Annotated in this window: 20 protein-coding genes; 13 read left to right on the forward strand and 7 right to left on the reverse strand. The window is 69.7% G+C overall.

Annotation, left to right across the window (positions count from 1 at the left end; genetic code table 11):
* The first annotated feature begins 25 nt into the window (after positions 1–25).
* Complete coding sequence (locus tag A3CU_RS0138170) at positions 26–1,774, forward strand: L-lactate permease (RefSeq protein ID WP_027946678.1); 1,749 nt, start codon at positions 26–28, stop codon at positions 1,772–1,774.
* Between the two features lie 122 nt (positions 1,775–1,896).
* Here the strand turns inward: A3CU_RS0138170 and A3CU_RS55310 are convergent, their stop codons facing one another.
* Both A3CU_RS55310 and A3CU_RS0138180 read right to left on the reverse strand, forming a co-directional pair.
* Complete coding sequence (locus tag A3CU_RS55310; protein ID WP_156960767.1) at positions 1,897–2,283, reverse strand: ribosomal eL19 family protein; 387 nt, start codon at positions 2,281–2,283, stop codon at positions 1,897–1,899.
* Between the two features lie 189 nt (positions 2,284–2,472).
* On the reverse strand, positions 2,473–3,351 hold the full coding sequence (locus A3CU_RS0138180) for an NAD-dependent protein deacetylase (protein WP_027946679.1): 879 nt from the start codon (positions 3,349–3,351) through the stop codon (positions 2,473–2,475).
* A gap of 334 nt (positions 3,352–3,685) precedes the next feature.
* On the opposite strand from A3CU_RS0138180, the gene A3CU_RS48700 reads away from it, so the two are divergent.
* The 12 genes from A3CU_RS48700 (at position 3,686) to A3CU_RS55315 (ending at position 10,701) form a co-directional block, all read left to right on the forward strand.
* Entirely contained in the window at positions 3,686–4,333 is a 648-nt protein-coding gene (locus A3CU_RS48700) for an RNA polymerase sigma factor (RefSeq protein ID WP_211246618.1), read from the forward strand.
* A complete protein-coding gene (locus A3CU_RS48705; protein ID WP_052372870.1) occupies positions 4,330–5,088 on the forward strand; it encodes a hypothetical protein in 759 nt (252 codons plus the stop codon). The genes A3CU_RS48700 and A3CU_RS48705 overlap by 4 nt, the downstream gene beginning before the upstream one ends.
* A 422-nt stretch (positions 5,089–5,510) precedes the next feature.
* Entirely contained in the window at positions 5,511–6,149 is a 639-nt protein-coding gene (locus A3CU_RS0138195) for a hypothetical protein (RefSeq protein ID WP_027946680.1), read from the forward strand.
* A gap of 5 nt (positions 6,150–6,154) precedes the next feature.
* Positions 6,155–7,228: an SRPBCC family protein gene (locus A3CU_RS48710; RefSeq protein WP_043844003.1), complete on the forward strand. Its 1,074-nt coding sequence runs from the start codon at positions 6,155–6,157 to the stop codon at positions 7,226–7,228.
* Positions 7,225–7,599, forward strand: coding sequence for a gas vesicle protein GvpJ (gene gvpJ, locus A3CU_RS0138205; protein ID WP_027946681.1), 375 nt, complete (start codon positions 7,225–7,227; stop codon positions 7,597–7,599). The genes A3CU_RS48710 and gvpJ overlap by 4 nt, the downstream gene beginning before the upstream one ends.
* Positions 7,600–7,605: 6 nt before the next feature.
* The gene (locus tag A3CU_RS0138210; protein WP_027946682.1) at positions 7,606–8,358 is read left to right on the forward strand and encodes a GvpL/GvpF family gas vesicle protein; all 753 of its coding nucleotides are present in this window, start codon (positions 7,606–7,608) and stop codon (positions 8,356–8,358) included.
* Positions 8,359–8,363: 5 nt separating this feature from the next.
* A complete protein-coding gene (locus tag A3CU_RS0138215) occupies positions 8,364–8,606 on the forward strand; it encodes a gas vesicle protein GvpG (protein WP_027946683.1) in 243 nt (80 codons plus the stop codon).
* A 26-nt stretch (positions 8,607–8,632) separates the two neighbouring features.
* Positions 8,633–8,956 (forward strand): gas vesicle protein GvpO, encoded by a 324-nt coding sequence (gene gvpO / locus A3CU_RS0138220; protein WP_084144164.1) that lies wholly within the window; start codon positions 8,633–8,635, stop codon positions 8,954–8,956.
* A gap of 1 nt (position 8,957) precedes the next feature.
* The gene (locus tag A3CU_RS48715) at positions 8,958–9,314 is read left to right on the forward strand and encodes a gas vesicle protein (protein ID WP_043843942.1); all 357 of its coding nucleotides are present in this window, start codon (positions 8,958–8,960) and stop codon (positions 9,312–9,314) included.
* Positions 9,307–10,089, forward strand: a complete 783-nt coding sequence (locus A3CU_RS0138230; protein WP_027946685.1) for a GvpL/GvpF family gas vesicle protein — start codon at positions 9,307–9,309, stop codon at positions 10,087–10,089. Before A3CU_RS48715 ends, A3CU_RS0138230 begins: the two co-directional genes overlap by 8 nt.
* Positions 10,082–10,348, forward strand: coding sequence for a gas vesicle protein (locus A3CU_RS0138235; protein WP_084144165.1), 267 nt, complete (start codon positions 10,082–10,084; stop codon positions 10,346–10,348). Before A3CU_RS0138230 ends, A3CU_RS0138235 begins: the two co-directional genes overlap by 8 nt.
* Positions 10,345–10,701: a gas vesicle protein K gene (locus A3CU_RS55315; RefSeq protein ID WP_084144166.1), complete on the forward strand. Its 357-nt coding sequence runs from the start codon at positions 10,345–10,347 to the stop codon at positions 10,699–10,701. Before A3CU_RS0138235 ends, A3CU_RS55315 begins: the two co-directional genes overlap by 4 nt.
* 3 nt (positions 10,702–10,704) lie before the next feature.
* Here the strand turns inward: A3CU_RS55315 and A3CU_RS0138245 are convergent, their stop codons facing one another.
* From A3CU_RS0138245 to A3CU_RS0138265, 5 genes are all read right to left on the reverse strand, one after another.
* The gene (locus tag A3CU_RS0138245) at positions 10,705–12,435 is read right to left on the reverse strand and encodes a GAF domain-containing sensor histidine kinase (RefSeq protein ID WP_211246619.1); all 1,731 of its coding nucleotides are present in this window, start codon (positions 12,433–12,435) and stop codon (positions 10,705–10,707) included.
* Between the two features lie 296 nt (positions 12,436–12,731).
* Entirely contained in the window at positions 12,732–13,853 is a 1,122-nt protein-coding gene (locus A3CU_RS0138250) for an acetate/propionate family kinase (protein ID WP_027946688.1), read from the reverse strand.
* Positions 13,854–13,856: 3 nt separating this feature from the next.
* The gene (locus tag A3CU_RS0138255; RefSeq protein WP_027946689.1) at positions 13,857–14,090 is read right to left on the reverse strand and encodes a hypothetical protein; all 234 of its coding nucleotides are present in this window, start codon (positions 14,088–14,090) and stop codon (positions 13,857–13,859) included.
* A gap of 132 nt (positions 14,091–14,222) precedes the next feature.
* Positions 14,223–16,577, reverse strand: a complete 2,355-nt coding sequence (locus tag A3CU_RS0138260) for a phosphoketolase family protein (RefSeq protein WP_027946690.1) — start codon at positions 16,575–16,577, stop codon at positions 14,223–14,225.
* On the reverse strand, positions 16,574–17,407 hold the full coding sequence (locus A3CU_RS0138265; protein ID WP_027946691.1) for a TylF/MycF/NovP-related O-methyltransferase: 834 nt from the start codon (positions 17,405–17,407) through the stop codon (positions 16,574–16,576). Before A3CU_RS0138265 ends, A3CU_RS0138260 begins: the two co-directional genes overlap by 4 nt.
* Positions 17,408–17,411 lie beyond the last annotated feature (4 nt).

Consider the following 17,411-nt stretch of genomic DNA (forward strand, 5'->3'; position numbering starts at 1 on the left):
GTACTCCTCAACGGCGAGGTGACAAATGTACAGACAGATTCTCGATCCCGTCGCGGGGTCGCTGGCATGGTCGTCGCTCGTGGCGGCCCTGCCGCTGATCGCGCTGTTCGTGCTGCTGGGCATCGTGCGGATGACCGCCTGGCTGGCCGCGCTGATCTCGCTGGCCGTCGCGCTGGTGGTCGCGATCTTCGTCTACCCGATGCCGGCCGGGCCGGCGGTGCTGGCGGCGACCGAAGGCGCGGCGTTCGGCTTCTTCCCGATCCTGTGGATCGTGATCAATGCGATCTGGATCTACAACATGACCGTCCACACCGGACACTTCGACGTGCTGCGGCGGTCCTTCGCCAGGATAAGCGACGACCAGCGGATCCAGGGCGTGATCATCGCGTTCTCCTTCGGTGCGCTGCTGGAGGCGCTCGCCGGCTTCGGCACCCCGGTCGCCATTACGAGCGTCATGCTCATCGCGCTGGGCTTCAAGCCGATGAAGGCCGCGGTGGTCGCGCTGGTCGCCAACACCGCGCCGGTCGCGTTCGGCGCGCTCGCCGTGCCGATCACCACCCTGGCCACGGTCACCGGCCTGCCGCTGGGCGACCTCTCCGCCATGGTCGGGCGGCAGACCCCGATCCTGGGCGTGTTCGTACCGATCGCGCTGGTGTTCATCATCGACGGTGTCCGCGGCATCCGGCAGACCTGGCCGGGCGCGCTGGTGTGCGGTGTCGTCTTCGCGATCGCCCAGTTCGCGGTGTCGAACTACGTGAGCGCGCCGCTCACCGACATTGTCGCGTCGCTGCTCAGCGCCGGGGCGATGGTGCTGTTCCTGCGCGTGTGGCGTCCCGTCGAGTCGTACGTCGAGGGCGGCGGGGTCTCCGGCTTCGGGACGGCGGGCGCCGACGGTGGCAAGCACCGCGCGGTCGCGGCTTCCACGGCCACTCTGCCGCGCCCGTCGGGCGGCGGCGGCGCTGGTGACGGGGGCGCTGGTGGGGACACTGGCAATGGGGGCGCTGGTGTTGGGAACGGCCCGGCCCAGCGGGACAGCGGTGCCGAGGTTTTCCGGGCGTACGCGCCGTATCTGATCATCATCGCGGTGTTCGCGCTCGCCCAGGTACCGGCGATCAAGGACGCGCTGACCTCCGTCACGCAGAACTTCAACTGGCCGGGGCTGCACATCGAGTCGTCCAGCGGCAAACCGTCCACCTTGTCCATGTTCAAGTTCGACTGGCTGAACGCGGCGGGCACGCTGCTCATCATCGCCGGACTGATCACCATTCCGGTGATCGGCATTCGCCCCATGCGGGCGCTGCGGGCCTACGGCGCCACCTACCGGCAGTTGGCCGCCGCGATCGTGACCGTCATGGCGGTGCTTGCGCTCGCCTACGTCATGAACGCGAGCGGACAGACCGCGACGCTTGGTACCTGGATGGCCGGGGCGGGCGGCGTGTTCGCGCTGATCTCGCCGATCCTCGGCTGGCTCGGCGTGGCGGTGACCGGCTCTGATACCTCGTCGAACTCGCTGTTCGGCGCCCTGCAGCTGGTCGCGGCGCAGAAGGCGGGGTTGAGCGCCACCCTGCTGGCCGCGGCGAACTCGTCGGGTGGCGTGCTCGGCAAGATGATCAGTCCGCAGAACCTGGCGATCGCCGCGGCGGCGGTCGGGCTGTCCGGGCGTGAGGGCGACCTGTTCCGGCGGGTGTTCCTGTGGAGCCTGGTGTTCGTGGCCGTGATGTGCCTACTGGTATTCGGCCAGTCCACCCCCTTCCTCTCCTGGATGGTGCCCTAACTTCCCGTGCCCCCGGTCCCAGCACCCGTGTCCCCTCCCCAGGACCCCGTGTCCCCGGTTCAGGAGGTTGAGTTCCCGCTCCAGGAGGTTGAGTTCCCGGTTCAGGCCGCTGAGTTCCCGGTTCAGGATTTCGTGTTCCCGTCGCGGGACACGAGTTCGTCGTACTGGCGCGGAGGTGAGACGGTCCTGGCGGCGTGCCTCAGAACGTTGCCGGGGTAATCCGCTCTTCGGTCTAGGCGTTCACCAAGCCAGAACTCAGGTGCCCGGACCGGGAACTCGGGTGCCTGGGCCGGGAACTCGGGTGCCTGGGCCGGGATCTCGGGTGCCTGGACCGGGATCTCGGGTGCCTGAGCCGGGAACACGCCCGGCTGGGCCGGGAACTCGGGTGCCTGAGCCGGGAAGTCGGGTGCCTGGGCCGGGAAGTCGGGTGCCTGAGCCGGGGACACGCCCGGCTGGGCCGGGAACTCGGGTGCCTGAGCCGGGAAGTCGGGTGCCTGAGCCGGGGACACGCTGGGTACTGGCGTGTCCCCGGTTGGGGAGGGTGAGTTCTGGGTTCAGGTGGGTGAGTTCTGGGTTCAGGCGGGCGAGTTCTGGGTTCGTGGGTGAGTTCTGGGTTCGTGGGTGAGTTCTGGGTTCGTGGGTGAGTTCTGGGTTCGTGGGTGAGTTCTGGGTTCGGGTGGGCGAGTTCTGGGTTCGGGCTAGCAGCCGAGGCGGCGGGCCAGGTCGGTCAGTGCCTGGCCCAGGGGGAGATCGACGAGGGTGTTCGCGTAGCGATCGCCGCGGGTTTCCCCACGGTTGATGATCAGGATCGGCTTGCCCGACTTGGCCGCGTGGCGGACGAACCGCAGGCCGGACATGACCGTCAACGACGAGCCCAGGACCAGCAGCGCGCGGGCATTGTCGATAAGCCGGTAACAGCGTTGAACCCGTGCCGGTGGCACGTTTTCGCCGAAGAACACCACATCCGGCTTCAGCACCCCGCTTGTGCACGCGGAACAGTCGACGAGCCGGAACGCGCGGACCTGCTCGTCGGCGAGGTCGACGTCGCCGTCCGGGTTGACCCTGCTCGCGGAGCCCTCGAACACCGGGTTGGCCGCTCGCAGCCGGGAATCCAGCTCCTCCCGCGAACTCTTCCGCCCGCAACCCAGGCACACGACCCGGCTGAGCCTGCCGTGCAACTCCACGACACCCGAGGTGCCCACGGCCTGGTGTAAACCGTCGACGTTCTGGGTGATGACTCCCGACAGATGGCCCCGTGTGCGAAGCGCGGCGACGGCGCGATGCCCCGCGTTCGGCTCGGCGCGGGCGACCATTGCCCAGCCGAGGTGGCTGCGCGCCCAGTACCGGCGCCGGGCCTGCTCACTGCTGACGAACTCCTGGTACGTCATCGGCGTGTGCCGGCGGAGGCTGCCCGCTGGGCCTCGGTAATCGGGTATGCCGGATTCGGTGGACAGCCCGGCCCCGGACAGGACCACGACCCGACCGCCGCTGACGACCCGTGTGACCTCGTCCAGGCTGGTCGTGCGTGGTGCGGGCTCGCCCGTGGCCGTCCAGCTGAGGGTCGGTCGGGTCAGCACAAGGGCAGCTTACGTGGTCCGTGGGTCAGCCGGGGCACGGTTGGACCATCGTCCCGGCCTGGCAGTGCGGCGCCGGTTCCGACAGTGGTTTCGAACACAATTCTGGACGGCGCCACATGGAAAAAGCGCCCGGATTGCCGTGCGCAATAAACCGGCAACTGACTGCGAACGTGTGTTCGCGTAGCCGGCTGACACTGGCGCCGGCTCATATCCGTGGAAAGTTAACTGACTTAATGCCCTTGTGGTTGAACGTCGACGAAGGCGTTGGGGCTTCCGTGCGGCGCGCGTGTGGACCATGATGACGCCGTCTTGGTGGGGTTCACGAGGGGGTGAGGTGGCTGTGTCGGACCCGGGTGAGGACGGCGACGAGTTGGTGCGGGCGGCGTGCGCGGGGGACGAGGGCGCGTTCCGGGTGCTGTACCGCTCGGTGGCGCCGGGTCTGCTGCGGTACCTGCGGGTGCTGGTAGGGGAAGACGCCGAGGACGTGGCGTCGGAGACATGGTTGCAGGTCGCCCGGGACGTGGCGCGGTTTTCCGGTGACCTGGAAGGGTTTCGTGGCTGGGTCGCCACGATCGGACGGCATCGGGCGCTCGATCATCTACGGCGGGTGCGGCGGCGGCCGGTGAGCGCGGTCTCGGTGGAGGACGCCGGGCTGGACTGGGCGGGCTGGCCGGACGCGGGGGAGTCGGCGATGGAGACGCTGGGGACCGAGGCCGCGCTGGAGTTGATCGCGTCGTTGCCCCGCGATCAGGCGGAGGCGGTGCTGCTACGCGTGGTGCTGGGGTTGGACGCGACCGCGGCCGGGCGGGTGCTGGGTAAGCGAGCGGGGGCGGTGCGTACCGCGGCGTATCGCGGGTTGCGGACCTTGGCCGGGCGCTTGTCCCAGGGTACGTCCGAGACCAGCGCGAACATCGCCGGGAAGCCGAGTCGGGAACGGGGTGTGACACATCTGGGAGCGGCGGCGCTGAGGGAAGTGAGATGAGCGCGAGTGATGGCCGGCGCCTGGACCGGCGGGCAGCCGAACGGGTGCTGGGTGGTGACCTGGCCGCGGGCGGGCCCGGGTTGCATGCCCTGCTGGCCGTGGCATCGGCTCCGGCCCGGCCGGGTGAGCTGGCCGGGGAGGAAGCCGCGGTCGCGGCGTTGCACTCCGCGCGCATCGAGCCACGACCGGCAGGAAGACGACGGATGATCAGGACCGTGCTGGCCACCTTGGTCACGACCAGGGCCGCGGTGGCCTTCGCCGCGACCGCGGCCGTGACCGTGGGCGGCGTGGTCACCGTCGCCGCCGCTACCGGCGGCAGCGGTCCTACCGTCCCCCCACCCGCACCCACGACCGCGGCGACGCTCAGCCGAGCCAGCGCCGAGCCGCCGCCCAGCGCCGAGCCGCCCAGCGCCGAGCCGCCGCCCAGCAGCGCACCTCGCACCGGTGAGCGGGCCGGCGAGCAGGCCGCGCCGCCCGCCGCCGCGCACCCCAACCCCAACCCCAACCCCAACCCCTCGCTCGACGGGCTCTGCCGCGCCTACACCAGCGGCGCGGGCGCCGAGCACGGCAAGGCATTGGACAGTCCCGCCTTCACCGCGCTGATCACGGCCGCGGGCGGTAAGGACAGGGTCGCCGACTACTGCACCAGCCTGCTGCCCACCCGTTCGGCGTCGCCCGAGATGGACCACAACGAGACGACGCCGCCCGGCATAGGCCACAAGGAGATCCCGCACCTCCCGACAATGATCCCGTGAGTACCCACCGACTGGCGGTGACCCCTCCCCCTCATTGCCGTCACCGCCACCAGCGGGCGGTGGTCCGAGGTTCCTCCCCCCAGGCCTCGGACCACCGCCCGCATCTCAGCCACAGCCGGGCCGGTGGTGCGCGGAAAGCTTTGCCGGGGTAGCACTTTCTCACAACCGGCGATCTCTCACGACCGACGAGCGGCCGCGTCTGCCCAGCCGGTTTCGCGCCATCCGCGCAAGCAGAGCTGAGCGCGGAACGTCGATTTCTCACTGTCTGCTCCATTTCGCGCACCCAGAGTTCAGCCGCGTGGACCACTCGGCGGGAATTCCACATTCCGATTTCCCTGGCCTGGTTTCGCCGTTTCCCCAACGGGGTAGCACGGCAGCACGCATCCGGAGCGAGCCGAATGCGATTGCGTCAGGAGGAAGACATGAAAGCTGGCGGACGGATCGCGCTGGGGATGGGGGCCGGATACCTGCTGGGGCGGACGCGCAAGATGAAGCTGGCGCTGATGATCGCCGCGGCCGGTGCGACCGGCACCACCTCGCCGCGCAAGATGGTGCAGCGCGGCCTGAAACAGCTCGCCGAATCGGCGGAGCTGGGCAAGCTGACCGAAGTGGCGCGCGGTGAACTGGTCGATGCCGCCAAGGCGGCCGCGATCACCGCGGCCAGCAGCCGGATCGACGCGCTGAGCGAGCGGCTCGGAGCCGCCGTCGAGCCCGGTCGGGTGGTCAAGGAAGCCGGGCAGGCGGTACCGAAGCCCGGCCCGAAACCCGAGTCCGCCGAGGAGAGACCGGAGGAGGAGCCTGAAGAGGGCGGGGCCCGCGGCGAGGCGGCCGGCGAAGGCGAGGAAGAACAAGCGCGGGGCGAAGAGAGCGAAGCGGAAGTTCCGGAGCAGGGCAGGGAAGAAGCGCCCGCACGGCCTACCGCGCACCGCGGTACGTCCACGCGCACCACGTCCCGGCGTCGGCAGGCGGAGCAGCCCGCCGATGAAGAGCCCGCGCGGCGCCGCGCGACCCGGGCCGGGACGGGCACCGGCCGGACGCCGGTGCGGCGAACCAGGAGGTGAGCACGATGGTCGCCAAACAGGTCAAGGACGCGGTCGGCCAGGCGCCGCAGCGGGTCGAGGAAGCGGTAGGCGACCTGCCGGGGCAGGCCGGCCAGGCGGTGTCGAAGGTGGTGCCGTCGGACCAGCTCAGCGAGGCGTTGCGGAAGCTGGTCGAGACCCTTGTGGCGCGTGGCGCCAACGCGCTGGTCGGGAAGGTCACTTCGGCGTCCGGGCGGCTGACGGAGTTCGCCGAGGGCGGCGGCGACGGCGGCCTGCTGAGCGCGCTGACCGGCGGCGGGGGCGGGATCAAGGGCAAGGCGATGCTCGGCGCGGTGAAGGGCGGCCTGTCCGGTGTGACGGACAAGGTGAAGGACCAGGTGTCCGGCCTCGCGGGCGGGCTGCTCGGCGGCAAGGGCGGCAGAAGCAAGACCAATCAGCTCAAGGTGACCAACATCGTCGAGGAGATCGACGTCGGTGTGCCGGTGGATCTCGCCTACGACCTGTGGACCCGGTTCACCGACTTCCCCACCTTCATGAAGAAGGTCGAGAACGTCGAGCAGGTCAGCGACGAGAACCTGCGCTGGAAGGCGCAGATCTGGTGGTCGCACCGGGCGTGGGAATCGGACATCGTCGAGCAGGTGCCCGAGGAGCACATCATCTGGCGGTCCAAGGGGGACAAGGGTTATGTCGACGGTGCGGTCAGTTTCCACGAGCTGAGCCCGGATCTGACGCGGATCATGTTGGTGCTCGAGTACCACCCCAAGGGGTTCGTGGAGAGGACCGGCAACATCTGGCGGGCCCAGGGACGCCGGGTACGGCTGGAGCTCAAGCACTTCAGGCGGCACGCGATGACGTACGCGTTGTTGCACCCCGACGAGATCGAAGGCTGGCACGGCGAGATCCGCGACGGCGAGGTCGTCGACGGCCGGTCCGAAGAGGACACCGGCCGAGCCGGAGCAGAAACGGAAGAAGAGGCCGGGGAAGAAGCCGCGGAAGAAGCCGCAGGCCGCGGTGAGTCCCCGGAAGGCGGCGTGCCGGAGCCCCGCGGCGAGCCAGTGGGCGCGGGAACGGCCGGCAGAGAGCGAGGGAGCAACGGATGACAACAGCGATTCAACCGGCCGGTGGTGGCGGCGGTGGGCTCGACCGCCCGAGTCCCACCGGCCTGGCCGACGTGATCGACACGATCCTGGACAAGGGACTGGTCATCGACGCCTATGTCCGCGTGTCGCTGGTCGGTATCGAGTTGCTGACGATCGACGCCCGCGTGGTCATCGCGAGCGTGGACACCTATCTGCGGTTCGCCCAGGCGGTCAACCGCCTCGAAATCTCCGACAGCGAGAAGAAGGGGCTGCCCGACCTGCTGGAGGACGTACAGTCCGGCGGCGCGAAGTCCAAGACCAAGGGCGCGCTCGAAGCGGCTGGGGAAAAGCTGCGCGACTTCATCACCGATGAGGCCCGGACGGACAGGTGAGGCGAGATGACGGAAAACGCCATGTACGTGTACGGAATCGTGCCCGCCGACGTCGAGATCGAACCCGGTGCCCGCGGCGTCGGCGACCCACCGGCCGAGGTGAAAACCGTGCGGCACGGCAGGATATCGGCGCTGGTCAGCCCGATCGATCCGGGCAAGCCGCTGGGCCGGCCGCGGGATCTCACCGCGCACTCCGCCCTCCTCGACGGCGCGTCGGTTGCCTGCCCGGTGCTGCCGATGCGGTTCGGCGCGGTGCTCACCGACGAGCAGGCGGTGATCGACGAGCTGTTGGCCGAGCACGAGGACGAGTTCGCCGAGGCGCTGCACGAGTTGGAGGGCAAGGCCGAGTACGTCCTCAAGGGACGGTACGACGAAGGCGCGATACTCAACGAGATCCTCGACGAGAACCCGGCGTTGGTCCGGTTGCGGGAAGCGATCCGCGACAAGCCGGAGGACGCCACGCGTAACGAGCGGATCGCGCTCGGCGAGCACATCAGCAACGCGATCGCGGCCAAACGCCAGATTGACACCGACACGATGGCGCGCGTGCTCACGGAACAGGGCGTGCTGATCAACGTCCGGGAGCCGACTCATGAGGAGGACGCGTTCAACATCGCGTGCCTGACCGAGATCGCGAAGCAGGCCGACCTCGAGGCCGCGGTGGATCAGTTGGCGAGGGAGTGGGAAGGCCGGGTCGGGGTGCGCTTGCTGGGCCCCCTGGCGCCCTACGACTTCGTCGTGACGAGGACCGGGACGTAAGTGAAATGGGCTTGCTGAGCGAAATTCTCCTGCTGCCGCTCGCGCCTGTGCGGGCGACGATCAAGCTGGGCGAGGTGATCCAGGAGCAGGTAGAACGCGAACTGCACGACCCGGCGTCCGTGCGGCGGGAGCTGGAACGGATCGAGCGGGCACGCGAAGCCGGCGAGATCTCCGCCGAGGAGGAAGAGCAGGCGCAGGCGGAGGTGCTGGCGCGAATGATCGGCCCCGGTTCGCTTCCAAGCGCCTAGAAAACGCGAACGAAAGGTGATCCCAGATGGCGGCCGCGAAACCGCGAAGCCCGGTGGAACGCGAACCACCGCCGCCGGAGGACCGGCAGCGGTCCGCGTCGGACATCGGCCGGATGGCGGTGGACGAGGTTCGGGAGCTGACCGGCAAGACCGCCCTGGGCGCCACCTCGGTCGAGCCGATCGAGGACGGCTGGCTGGTCGAGGTCGAGGTCGTCGAGGAGCAGCGCATCCCGTCCTCGGCGGACATGCTGGGCCTCTACGAGGTGGAACTCGACTTCGAGGGAACGCTGCTGGCCTACCGCCGGACCCGGCGCTACGGCCGCGGCCAGGGGTATGGGGGTTCGCGCTGAGATGTCTTCGATCCAACCCGCCAACTCCGGCCGGAGCGGGGCGCTGACCGGCGGCGGTCACCAGCCCGCGAACCTGGGCGACATCCTGGAGAGAGTCCTCGACAAGGGGCTGGTCATCGCCGGTGACATCCAGGTCAACCTGCTCGACATCGAACTGCTCACCATCAAGCTCCGGCTCGTCATCGCCTCACTGGAGACCGCCAGGGAGGTCGGCATCAACTGGTGGGAGAACGATCCCTGGCTGACGGGCGACGGGGACAAGCTCCGGCTCGAGAACGAGAAGCTGCGCGCCCGCGTCGCCGAACTGGAAGGGGAACAGGCCCCGCGGCAGCGGATCGAGGGTGGCGGTGATGAGTGACGAGCAGGGCACCTGGCTGTATGCCGTCGCCGGCGACCTGGGCCGCGGCGGCCTGCCTCCGCTGACCGGAGTGGCCGAAGAGCCGCTGCGCACCGTCGAAGCCGGCGGGCTCGTCGCGGTGGTCGGTTCGGTGCCGTTGAGTTCCTTCGGGGACGAGGCGCTGCGGCGCAACCTGGAGGACCTCGACTGGCTCGCCAGGGTCGCCCGCGCGCACGACAACGTGGTGGACGCCGTCGCCCGCGCGGGCCCGGCCGTGCCCCTCCGGCTGGCCACCGTCTACCTCGACGACGAGCGGGTGGAGCAGGTGCTGCGCAAGCGGGCGGCCGATTTCGAACGTACGCTCGGGCGAGTCGCCGGGCGGCGGGAATGGGGCGTCAAGGCGCTGCTGGAGCGTGAGCCGGAACGACAACCGGCGGCGACGAGTGGTGGTCCCTCGCGTCCGGGCGCGGGCGCCGCGTACCTCAAGCGTAAGCGCGAGCAACACCAGACGCGCCAACGCCACGAGCAACTCGCCGCGGAAGAGGCCGGCCACATTTACGCCGTGCTCGCCGAGCGTGCCGTGGACGCCCGGCGGCATCGCCCGCAGAGCCAGCAGCTCTCCGGCGCCCAGTCGCCGATGATCCTCAACGCCGCATATCTCGTGGACAGCGCAGCGGAACGGGAGTTCACGCGGGCCGTGGCGGTGCTGGACTCCGAGCACGAGTCGGTCCGTCTCCAGTTGACCGGCCCATGGCCGCCGTACTCGTTCTCAGAATTGGAGGACAACGATGAGTGAGCCACGACCACCAGTAGTGTCCGCAAGGGACATCGGGTATCCCGCGGATGCGAGTGTGGATCGACTGGACACTGTGGACACCTCCGGTGCGCTGGACCGGAACGTGGCGCTGGTCGACGTGCTCGACCGGGTGCTGGCCGGCGGGGTCGTGGTCAGCGGCGAGCTGACCCTGTCGATCGCCGACGTGGACCTGGTCCACATCTCGTTGCGCACCCTGCTGTCCTCGGTCAGCGCCCTGCTACCCCCGCCGGAACCATGAGCGAGAACCCGTTCCCTAATCATGATCAGAGCCCTGGCCAAGGTGAGTCCTCGAACCCACCGCCGGCAGGTACCCGATCCGTCCGCCGTCTCGACACCGACCCGGAGACGGCCGAACGCAGCCTGGTCAGCCTCGTGCTGACTGTCGTGGAACTGCTGCGGCAGCTGATGGAGAAGCAGGCCCTGCGCCGGGTGGACCACGGCGACCTGACCGACGAGCAGATCGAAGCCGTTGGGTTGACGTTGATGCGCCTGGAAGAGCGCATGGGCGAACTCTGCGAGCATTTCGAACTCACCCGGCAGGATCTCAACATCGACCTCGGCCCGCTCGGCCCGCTGCTTTCGGATCCCTGAAGCTCAGCTCACCGGCGCTCGCCACAACACCCGGGTGCCGCCGTCGGGCAGCCGGTCCACCCGCATGGTCCCGCCGGCCTGCTTGGCGCGCTCCCGCAGGTTGTGCAACCCGCTGGTCGCGACGCCTTCGGGGATGCCGATGCCGTTGTCGGTCACGTCGATGGTGAGATCGTCTTCGACGGAAATGGTGACGGCGACAGCGCTGGCATGCGCGTGCCGGACCACGTTGCTGACCGACTCACGCACCACCGCCTCGGCATGGTCGGCCAGTTCGGGACAGACCACGCCGAGCGCGCCGGACATCCGGACCGTGGTGTGTACGTCGCTGTCCGTGGTGAGTTCGGCGATGATGTCGTTGAGCCGCTTGCGGAGGTTTCCGGTGCCGGCCAGGCCGCCGTGCAGGTCGAAGATCGCGGTGCGGATGTCGGCGATGATGTTCTCCACGTCCTCGACCGCCTCGGTGATCCGGCGGCGGGTTTCCGGGGAGTGGCTGCGCATCGCGGTGCTCTGCAAACCGAGGCCCAGGGTGAACAGGCGCTGGATGACGTGGTCGTGGAGGTCCCGCGCGATCCGGTCGCGGTCGGCCAGCACGTCCATCTCGTGGAGCTGCCGCTTGCCGGCCGCCAGCTGCAGGGCCAGCGCGGCCTGGTCGGCGAACGACGCGGCCAGCGGCAGCTGCCCGGCGTCGAACGGGGTGGCGCCGGCGTGGCGCACGGCGACCAGCACACCGGAAACCGACTGCGCGGACACGCGCAGCGGCAGCAGCAGCGCCGGCCCGAACTCCGTGTCCGGTCCCAGGCCGAGATCGTTGCCGGCAACGATCACCCGCTGGGGCGTGGCGTCGGCGAACGCGGCGCCGGTGAGCGTGCCGGCGACCGGGATCCGCCGTCCCGTCAGCGCCCCGTTCAGCCCCGCGTCGGCCGTGATCACCAGGGCGGTGACGTCGGACGCGGGCAGCTCCGGGTCCTCGGGCTGGGCCAGGAACGCGTGGTCGGCGCCGGTCAGGGCCAGCGCGCGGTTGGCGACCAGGTGCAGCACCTCGGCCGGGTCGGCGGCGGCCAGCAACTCGGCGCGGATCTCGCTGGTCGCTTCCTGCCAGTGCTGGCGCAACCTGGCCTCTTCGTACAGCCACGCGTTTTCCACCGCGATCCCGGCCCCGGCGGCCAGCGCCTGCACCACGACCTCGTCGTCCTCGGTGAACGGCTGCCCGCCGGCCTTCTCGGTGAGGTAAAGGTTGCCGAACGCCTTGTCCCGCACCATGACGGGCACGCCAAGGAAGGTACGCATCGGAGGGTGGCGCGGCGGGAAGCCCGACGAGGCCGCGTGCTGCGAGAGGTTGTCGACGCGGATCGGTTTCGGCTCCCGGATCAGCAGCCCGAGCAGGCCGTGCCCCTCGGGCAGGTTACCGATCTCGCGCCGGGTCCGCTCATCGATGCCCTCGTAGACGAATTCGGCCAGGCCCTTGCCGTCGGCGTTGAGCACGCCGACCGCGCCGTAGCGGCAGTCGACCAACTCGATCGCGGCGTGCACGATCCGGCGCAGGGTGGTGTCCAGTTCGAGCCCGGACGCGACCGCGAGCATGGCTTCGAGCAGCCCGTCGATCTGGTCCCGGGAGTCGATCATCTGCTCGATGCGGTCCTGGACTTCCCGGAGCAGTTCGCGCAGCCTCAGATGGGAGAGCGTGCCTCTTAGCGAAGGCGCTCCGATTTTGCCCATACCGTCGTAACCGGGCATGTTCCCAGCCTTGCATTGTCCGTGCGGCACGGCCACCTGGAAAACGTGATGGGCGCACGGCGGCGCGGTGATGAAACCGTGCCGTTTCTTCGATGACACGGGGTTTTGGTTCGATTTTCACATTTCCGGCCGTTTGGGTTTCGCACAGTCGCACGGTATCCGCGTTCATCATCTTCACCGGGCTCACCGGGCTCACCGGGCTCACCGGGTCCACCGGGCTCACCGGGTCCACCGCCACCGGGCCCACCGGGCTCACCGGGTCACCGGGTCCACCGCGTTCACTGGGGCCACCGGGCTCACCGGCTTGGAGGCCCGGGCGCGTCCGGCCGGATCGCCGCCCGGGTGAGCCGGGCGATCTCGATGTCCTCACGAGAGGTGATGACCAGGGTGCGCACCGGCGCCCCGGATGCGCTGATATCGGTGTCCGTGGTCGCCGCCCGGTTGGCCGTCTCGTCCACCTCGACGCCGAGATACGCCAGGTCGGCTGTGGCAGCGGCGCGTACGTCGGGGCTGTGCTCGCCCACACCGCCGGTGAACACCAGCGCGTCCAACCCGCCCAGAGAGCCCGTCATCGCGGCGATCTCCCGTCGCAGCCGGTGCGTGTAGACGCCGAAGGCGAGCCGCGACTCCGGCCGGCCGTCGGCCACGCCCCGCAGGACTTCGCGCATGTCGCCGCTGCCGCCGGTCAGCCCGGCCAGCCCGGACTCGAATTCCAGGGCGCGGGACACGTGGCTGGTGCTCAGGCCCGCATGCTGCAGAAGCCACAGCACCAGGCCGGGGTCGACGCTGCCGGTGCGAGTGGCCATGACCAGCCCGGCCAGCGGCGTGAACCCCATCGTGGTGTCCATCGAGCGGCCGTCGGACACCGCCGCGAGCGAGGCACCCGCCCCGAGATGGCAGGTGACCAGACGCAGTGTGGTCGCCGGCCGGTCGAGCAGCTCACCCGCCCGCCGGCCGGCGTAGGCGTGAGACAGGCCGTGGAACCCGTACCGGCGCAGCCCCCACTTCTGGTTCCACTCTCGCGGCAGGGCGTAGGTCGCGGCCGCGTCGGGCAACCCGGCGTGGAACGCGGTGTCGAAGCAGGCAACGGCCGGTGTTTCGGGCAGTACCCGTGCGATCGCGTCGATCCCGGCCACGCCGCGCGGCTGGTGCAACGGGGCCAGCTCGGTCAGGTCCGCGATCCTTCTCCGGACGTCCGGGTCGAGCAACGCGGGATCGCGGAACTCGGCGCCGCCGTGCACGATGCGATGCCCGACCGCGTCGACGCGGCGCAGTCCGCCCACGAACCGCGCCAGCTCCTCGGTCTCCTCGGCGCCCGCCCACTCGCCGAGGTCGAGCGAGGCCGTCAACCGGTCGTCACCGTCCAGCAGCCGGACCTTCAGGCTCGACGAGCCGGCGTTGACCACGAGCACGTTCATGTCTCACCCACCTCGAACCGAGAACTCTCTCACCTGAACCAGGAACTCACTCACCCGAACCAGGAACTCACCCACCCGAACCGGGATCTCGCGCACCTGTACCCGGGACACACCCGCCCGAACCGAGAACTCGCCCGCCCGAACCGAGAACTCGGGTGCCTGGGCCGGGATCTCGCCTGCCTGGGCCGGGATCTCGGGTGCCTGGGCCGGGATCTCGGGTGCCTGGGCCGGGGACACGCCGGGAGCTCCCGCTGTGTCCCCGGCTCAGGACGGCGAGTTCCGGGTTGGGGCGGGCGAGTTCCCGGTTCAGGACGGCGAGTTCCTGCCTCAGGCACCTGAGTTCTCGGTTCAGGACGGTGAGTTCCGGGTTCAGTACGGCCAGGCCCAGTCGCGCACCTCGGGGAGGTCCTCGCCGTGGGTGCGGATGTAGCTACGGTGCCGGGCCCGCTGGTCGGTCATCCGCTGCCGAAGTGACGCCGTGGTCACGCCCACCCCGGGCACCCGGTCGAGGACGTCGATCACCAACCGGAAGCGGTCCAGGTCGTTGAGCACCCGCATGTCGAACGGCGTGGTCGTGGTGCCTTCCTCCTTGTAGCCGCGGACGTGGAAGTTCTCGTGGTTGGTGCGCCGGTAGGTCAGGCGGTGGATCAGCCACGGATAGCCGTGGTAGGCGAAGATCACCGGACGGTCCGTGGTGAACAGCGCGTCGAACTCGGGGTCGGGCATGCCGTGCGGGTGTTCGCTGGGCGGTTGCAGGCGCATCAGGTCGACCACGTTCACCACGCGCGTGCGCAGGCCGGGCACTTCCTCCCGCAGGATCGCGGTCGCGGCCATCACCTCCAGTGTGGGCATGTCACCGGCGCACGCGAGCACCACGTCCGGCGGGCCGCCGTCCTCGGTACCCGCCCACTCCCAGATCCCCGCGCCCCGCGTCGCATGCAGCACCGCCTGCGGCATGGGCAGCCAGTCCGGGGACTTGTTCTTGCCCGCCACGATCACGTTGACGTAGTCCCTGCTGCGCAGGCAGTGGTCGGCGACCGAGAGCAGGGTGTTGGTGTCCGGCGGCAGGTAGACCCGGATGATCTCGGCCTTCTTGTTCATCACGTGGTCGATGAAGCCGGGGTCCTGGTGCGAGAACCCGTTGTGGTCCTGGCGCCACACATGCGAGGTGAGCAGGTAGTTCAGCGAGGCGACCGGGCGGCGCCACGGCAGCCGCTTGCTGCTCTTCAGCCACTTGGCGTGCTGGTTGAACATCGAGTCGACGATGTGGATGAACGCCTCGTAGCAGGAGAACATCCCGTGCCGCCCGGTCAGCAGGTAGCCCTCCAGCCAGCCCTGGCACAGGTGCTCGGAAAGCACTTCGACCACCCGCCCGTCGCGGGCCAGGTGCTCGTCCACCGGGAGAACTTCGGCCGTCCACTGCTTGCCGGTGGCCTCGTACACCGCGTCGAGCCGGTTGGACGCCGTCTCGTCGGGACCGAACAGCCGGAAGTTGCGGCTTCCGGTGTTCTCCCGCACCACCTCACGCAGGTACTGGCCGAGGATCCGGGTGGGTTCGGAGGTCGAGGCGCCGGGCTTGGCCGGTTCGATCGCGAAGGCGGTGAAGTCGGGCAGCCGCAGCGGTTCGAGCAGCAGGCCGCCGTTCGCGTGCGGGTTGGCGCCCATCCGCCGGTCCCCGCGCGGGATCGTGGCCAGCACGTCCGGCACCGGATGGCCGGCCTCGTCGAACAACTCCTCCGGCCGGTAGGAGTGCAGCCAGTCGGCCAGGGCCGCCAGATGCGCCGGATTGTCCCGCACCGAGGCCAGCGGCACCTGGTGCGCCCGCCACGTCCCCTCCACCGGCAGACCGTCCACAAAGGAGGGACCGGTCCAGCCTTTCGGGCTGCGCAGCACGATCATCGGCCACACCGGGCGGGTAGCCTCGCCGCCGTCGCGGGCTTCGTGCTGGATGCGCCGGATGTCGGTGAGCACCTCGTCCAGGGCCGTGGCCATCTCGGCGTGCATCCGCGTGGGATCGGAACCCGTGACGTAGCGCGGCGCGTAGCCGTAGCCGCGCAGCAGTGCGTCCAGTTCCTCGTCCGGTATCCGCGCCAGCACCGTCGGATTGGCGATCTTGTAGCCGTTGAGGTGCAGGATCGGCAGCACCGCGCCGTCGGTCGCCGGGTTGAGGAACTTGTTGGCGTGCCAGCTGGTCGCGAGCGGCCCGGTCTCCGCCTCACCGTCCCCGACCACGCAGGCCACCAGCAGGCCGGGGTTGTCGAAGGCCGCACCGTAGGCGTGGGCCAGCGAGTACCCGAGTTCGCCGCCCTCGTGGATCGAGCCGGGCACCTCCGGCGCGACGTGGCTGGGTACCCCGCCGGGAAAGGAGAACTGGCGGAACAGGGTCCGCATGCCCTCTTCGTTGCGCGGGACCTCTCGGTAAGCCTCCGAATAGCTGCCCTCCAGCCACGTGTTGGCCAGCATCGCGGGGCCGCCGTGCCCCGGCCCGATCACGGTCATCGCGTCGAGATCGCGCTCGCGGATCGTGCGGTTCAGATGCGCGTACACGAAGTTCAGCCCCGGCGTGGTGCCCCAGTGGCCGAGCAGCCGCGGCTTGATGTGCTCGGGCCGCAATGGTTCGCGCAACAACGGGTTGTCCAGCAGGTAGATCTGGCCCACGGAAAGGTAGTTCGCCGCGCGCCAGTACGCGTCGACCCGCCGCAACTCGTCGGTCGGCTCCGTCATGGCCGCCTCCCTCGCGCCCGGGCTGGTACTTCGGTGATCCGGACGGCGAGTTGTTCGTTGTTGGACGTGTAGCAGAGGTATTCGAAGTCCACTCCTCGCTCGGCCACGAACTCGCGCCACGCACGGTGCTCGTGCCCTTCCCAGCCGGGGTAGTTGAAGTACTCGTCGAAGAGCACCACGCTGCCCGGCCGCAGCCGGTCGCCGATCTCCTCGAGCACCGTCCTGGTGGACGAGTACAGGTCGGCGTCCAGGTGCAGGAACGCGACCGGACCGGGATGTTCGGCCAGAAAACCGGGCAGCGTCTCGGAAAACCAGCCGGCGACGATCGAGGCACCGTCCACTTCGGGCACCCGCTCGGCGTGGAAGGCCCCGGCCGGGATGTTCGGCCGCCAGTCCTCCGGCAGTCCCCGGAAGGAGTCGAAGCCGTAGACGTCGTGGCCCGCGCGGGCCGCCGCGATCGTTTTCAGCGTGCTGCCGCTGAACACCCCGAACTCGCAGGCCAGCCCGGCCTCCGGGGCGAGGGAGAGCGCGTGGGCGAGGGTTTCGGCGGGGTGTGGGAAGGTACGCGCGGTGGGCAAGTGCTCACGCACGAACGCCTCGGTGGTCGCCACGGCGTGTCGCTCGGCCGCCGCGTGGATGTCCCGGCGCGCCCGGAACTCGATCTCGTGCGCCACCCGGGCGAGCCGGTCTCCTTCCTGACGCGCCAGGTTTTCGAAGTCCTGGCGAACCTTCTCGACCAGTTGCTCGTAGCGAACGATGTGCCGCTCAGCGGCTTCGTCGACGATCCTCGCCAGCGGCGCGCGGAGCGCGTGGCGGATCCGGTTGAGCACGGGA

Source organism: Amycolatopsis taiwanensis DSM 45107 (assembly GCF_000519205.1).
Classification (GTDB): domain Bacteria; phylum Actinomycetota; class Actinomycetes; order Mycobacteriales; family Pseudonocardiaceae; genus Amycolatopsis_E; species Amycolatopsis_E taiwanensis.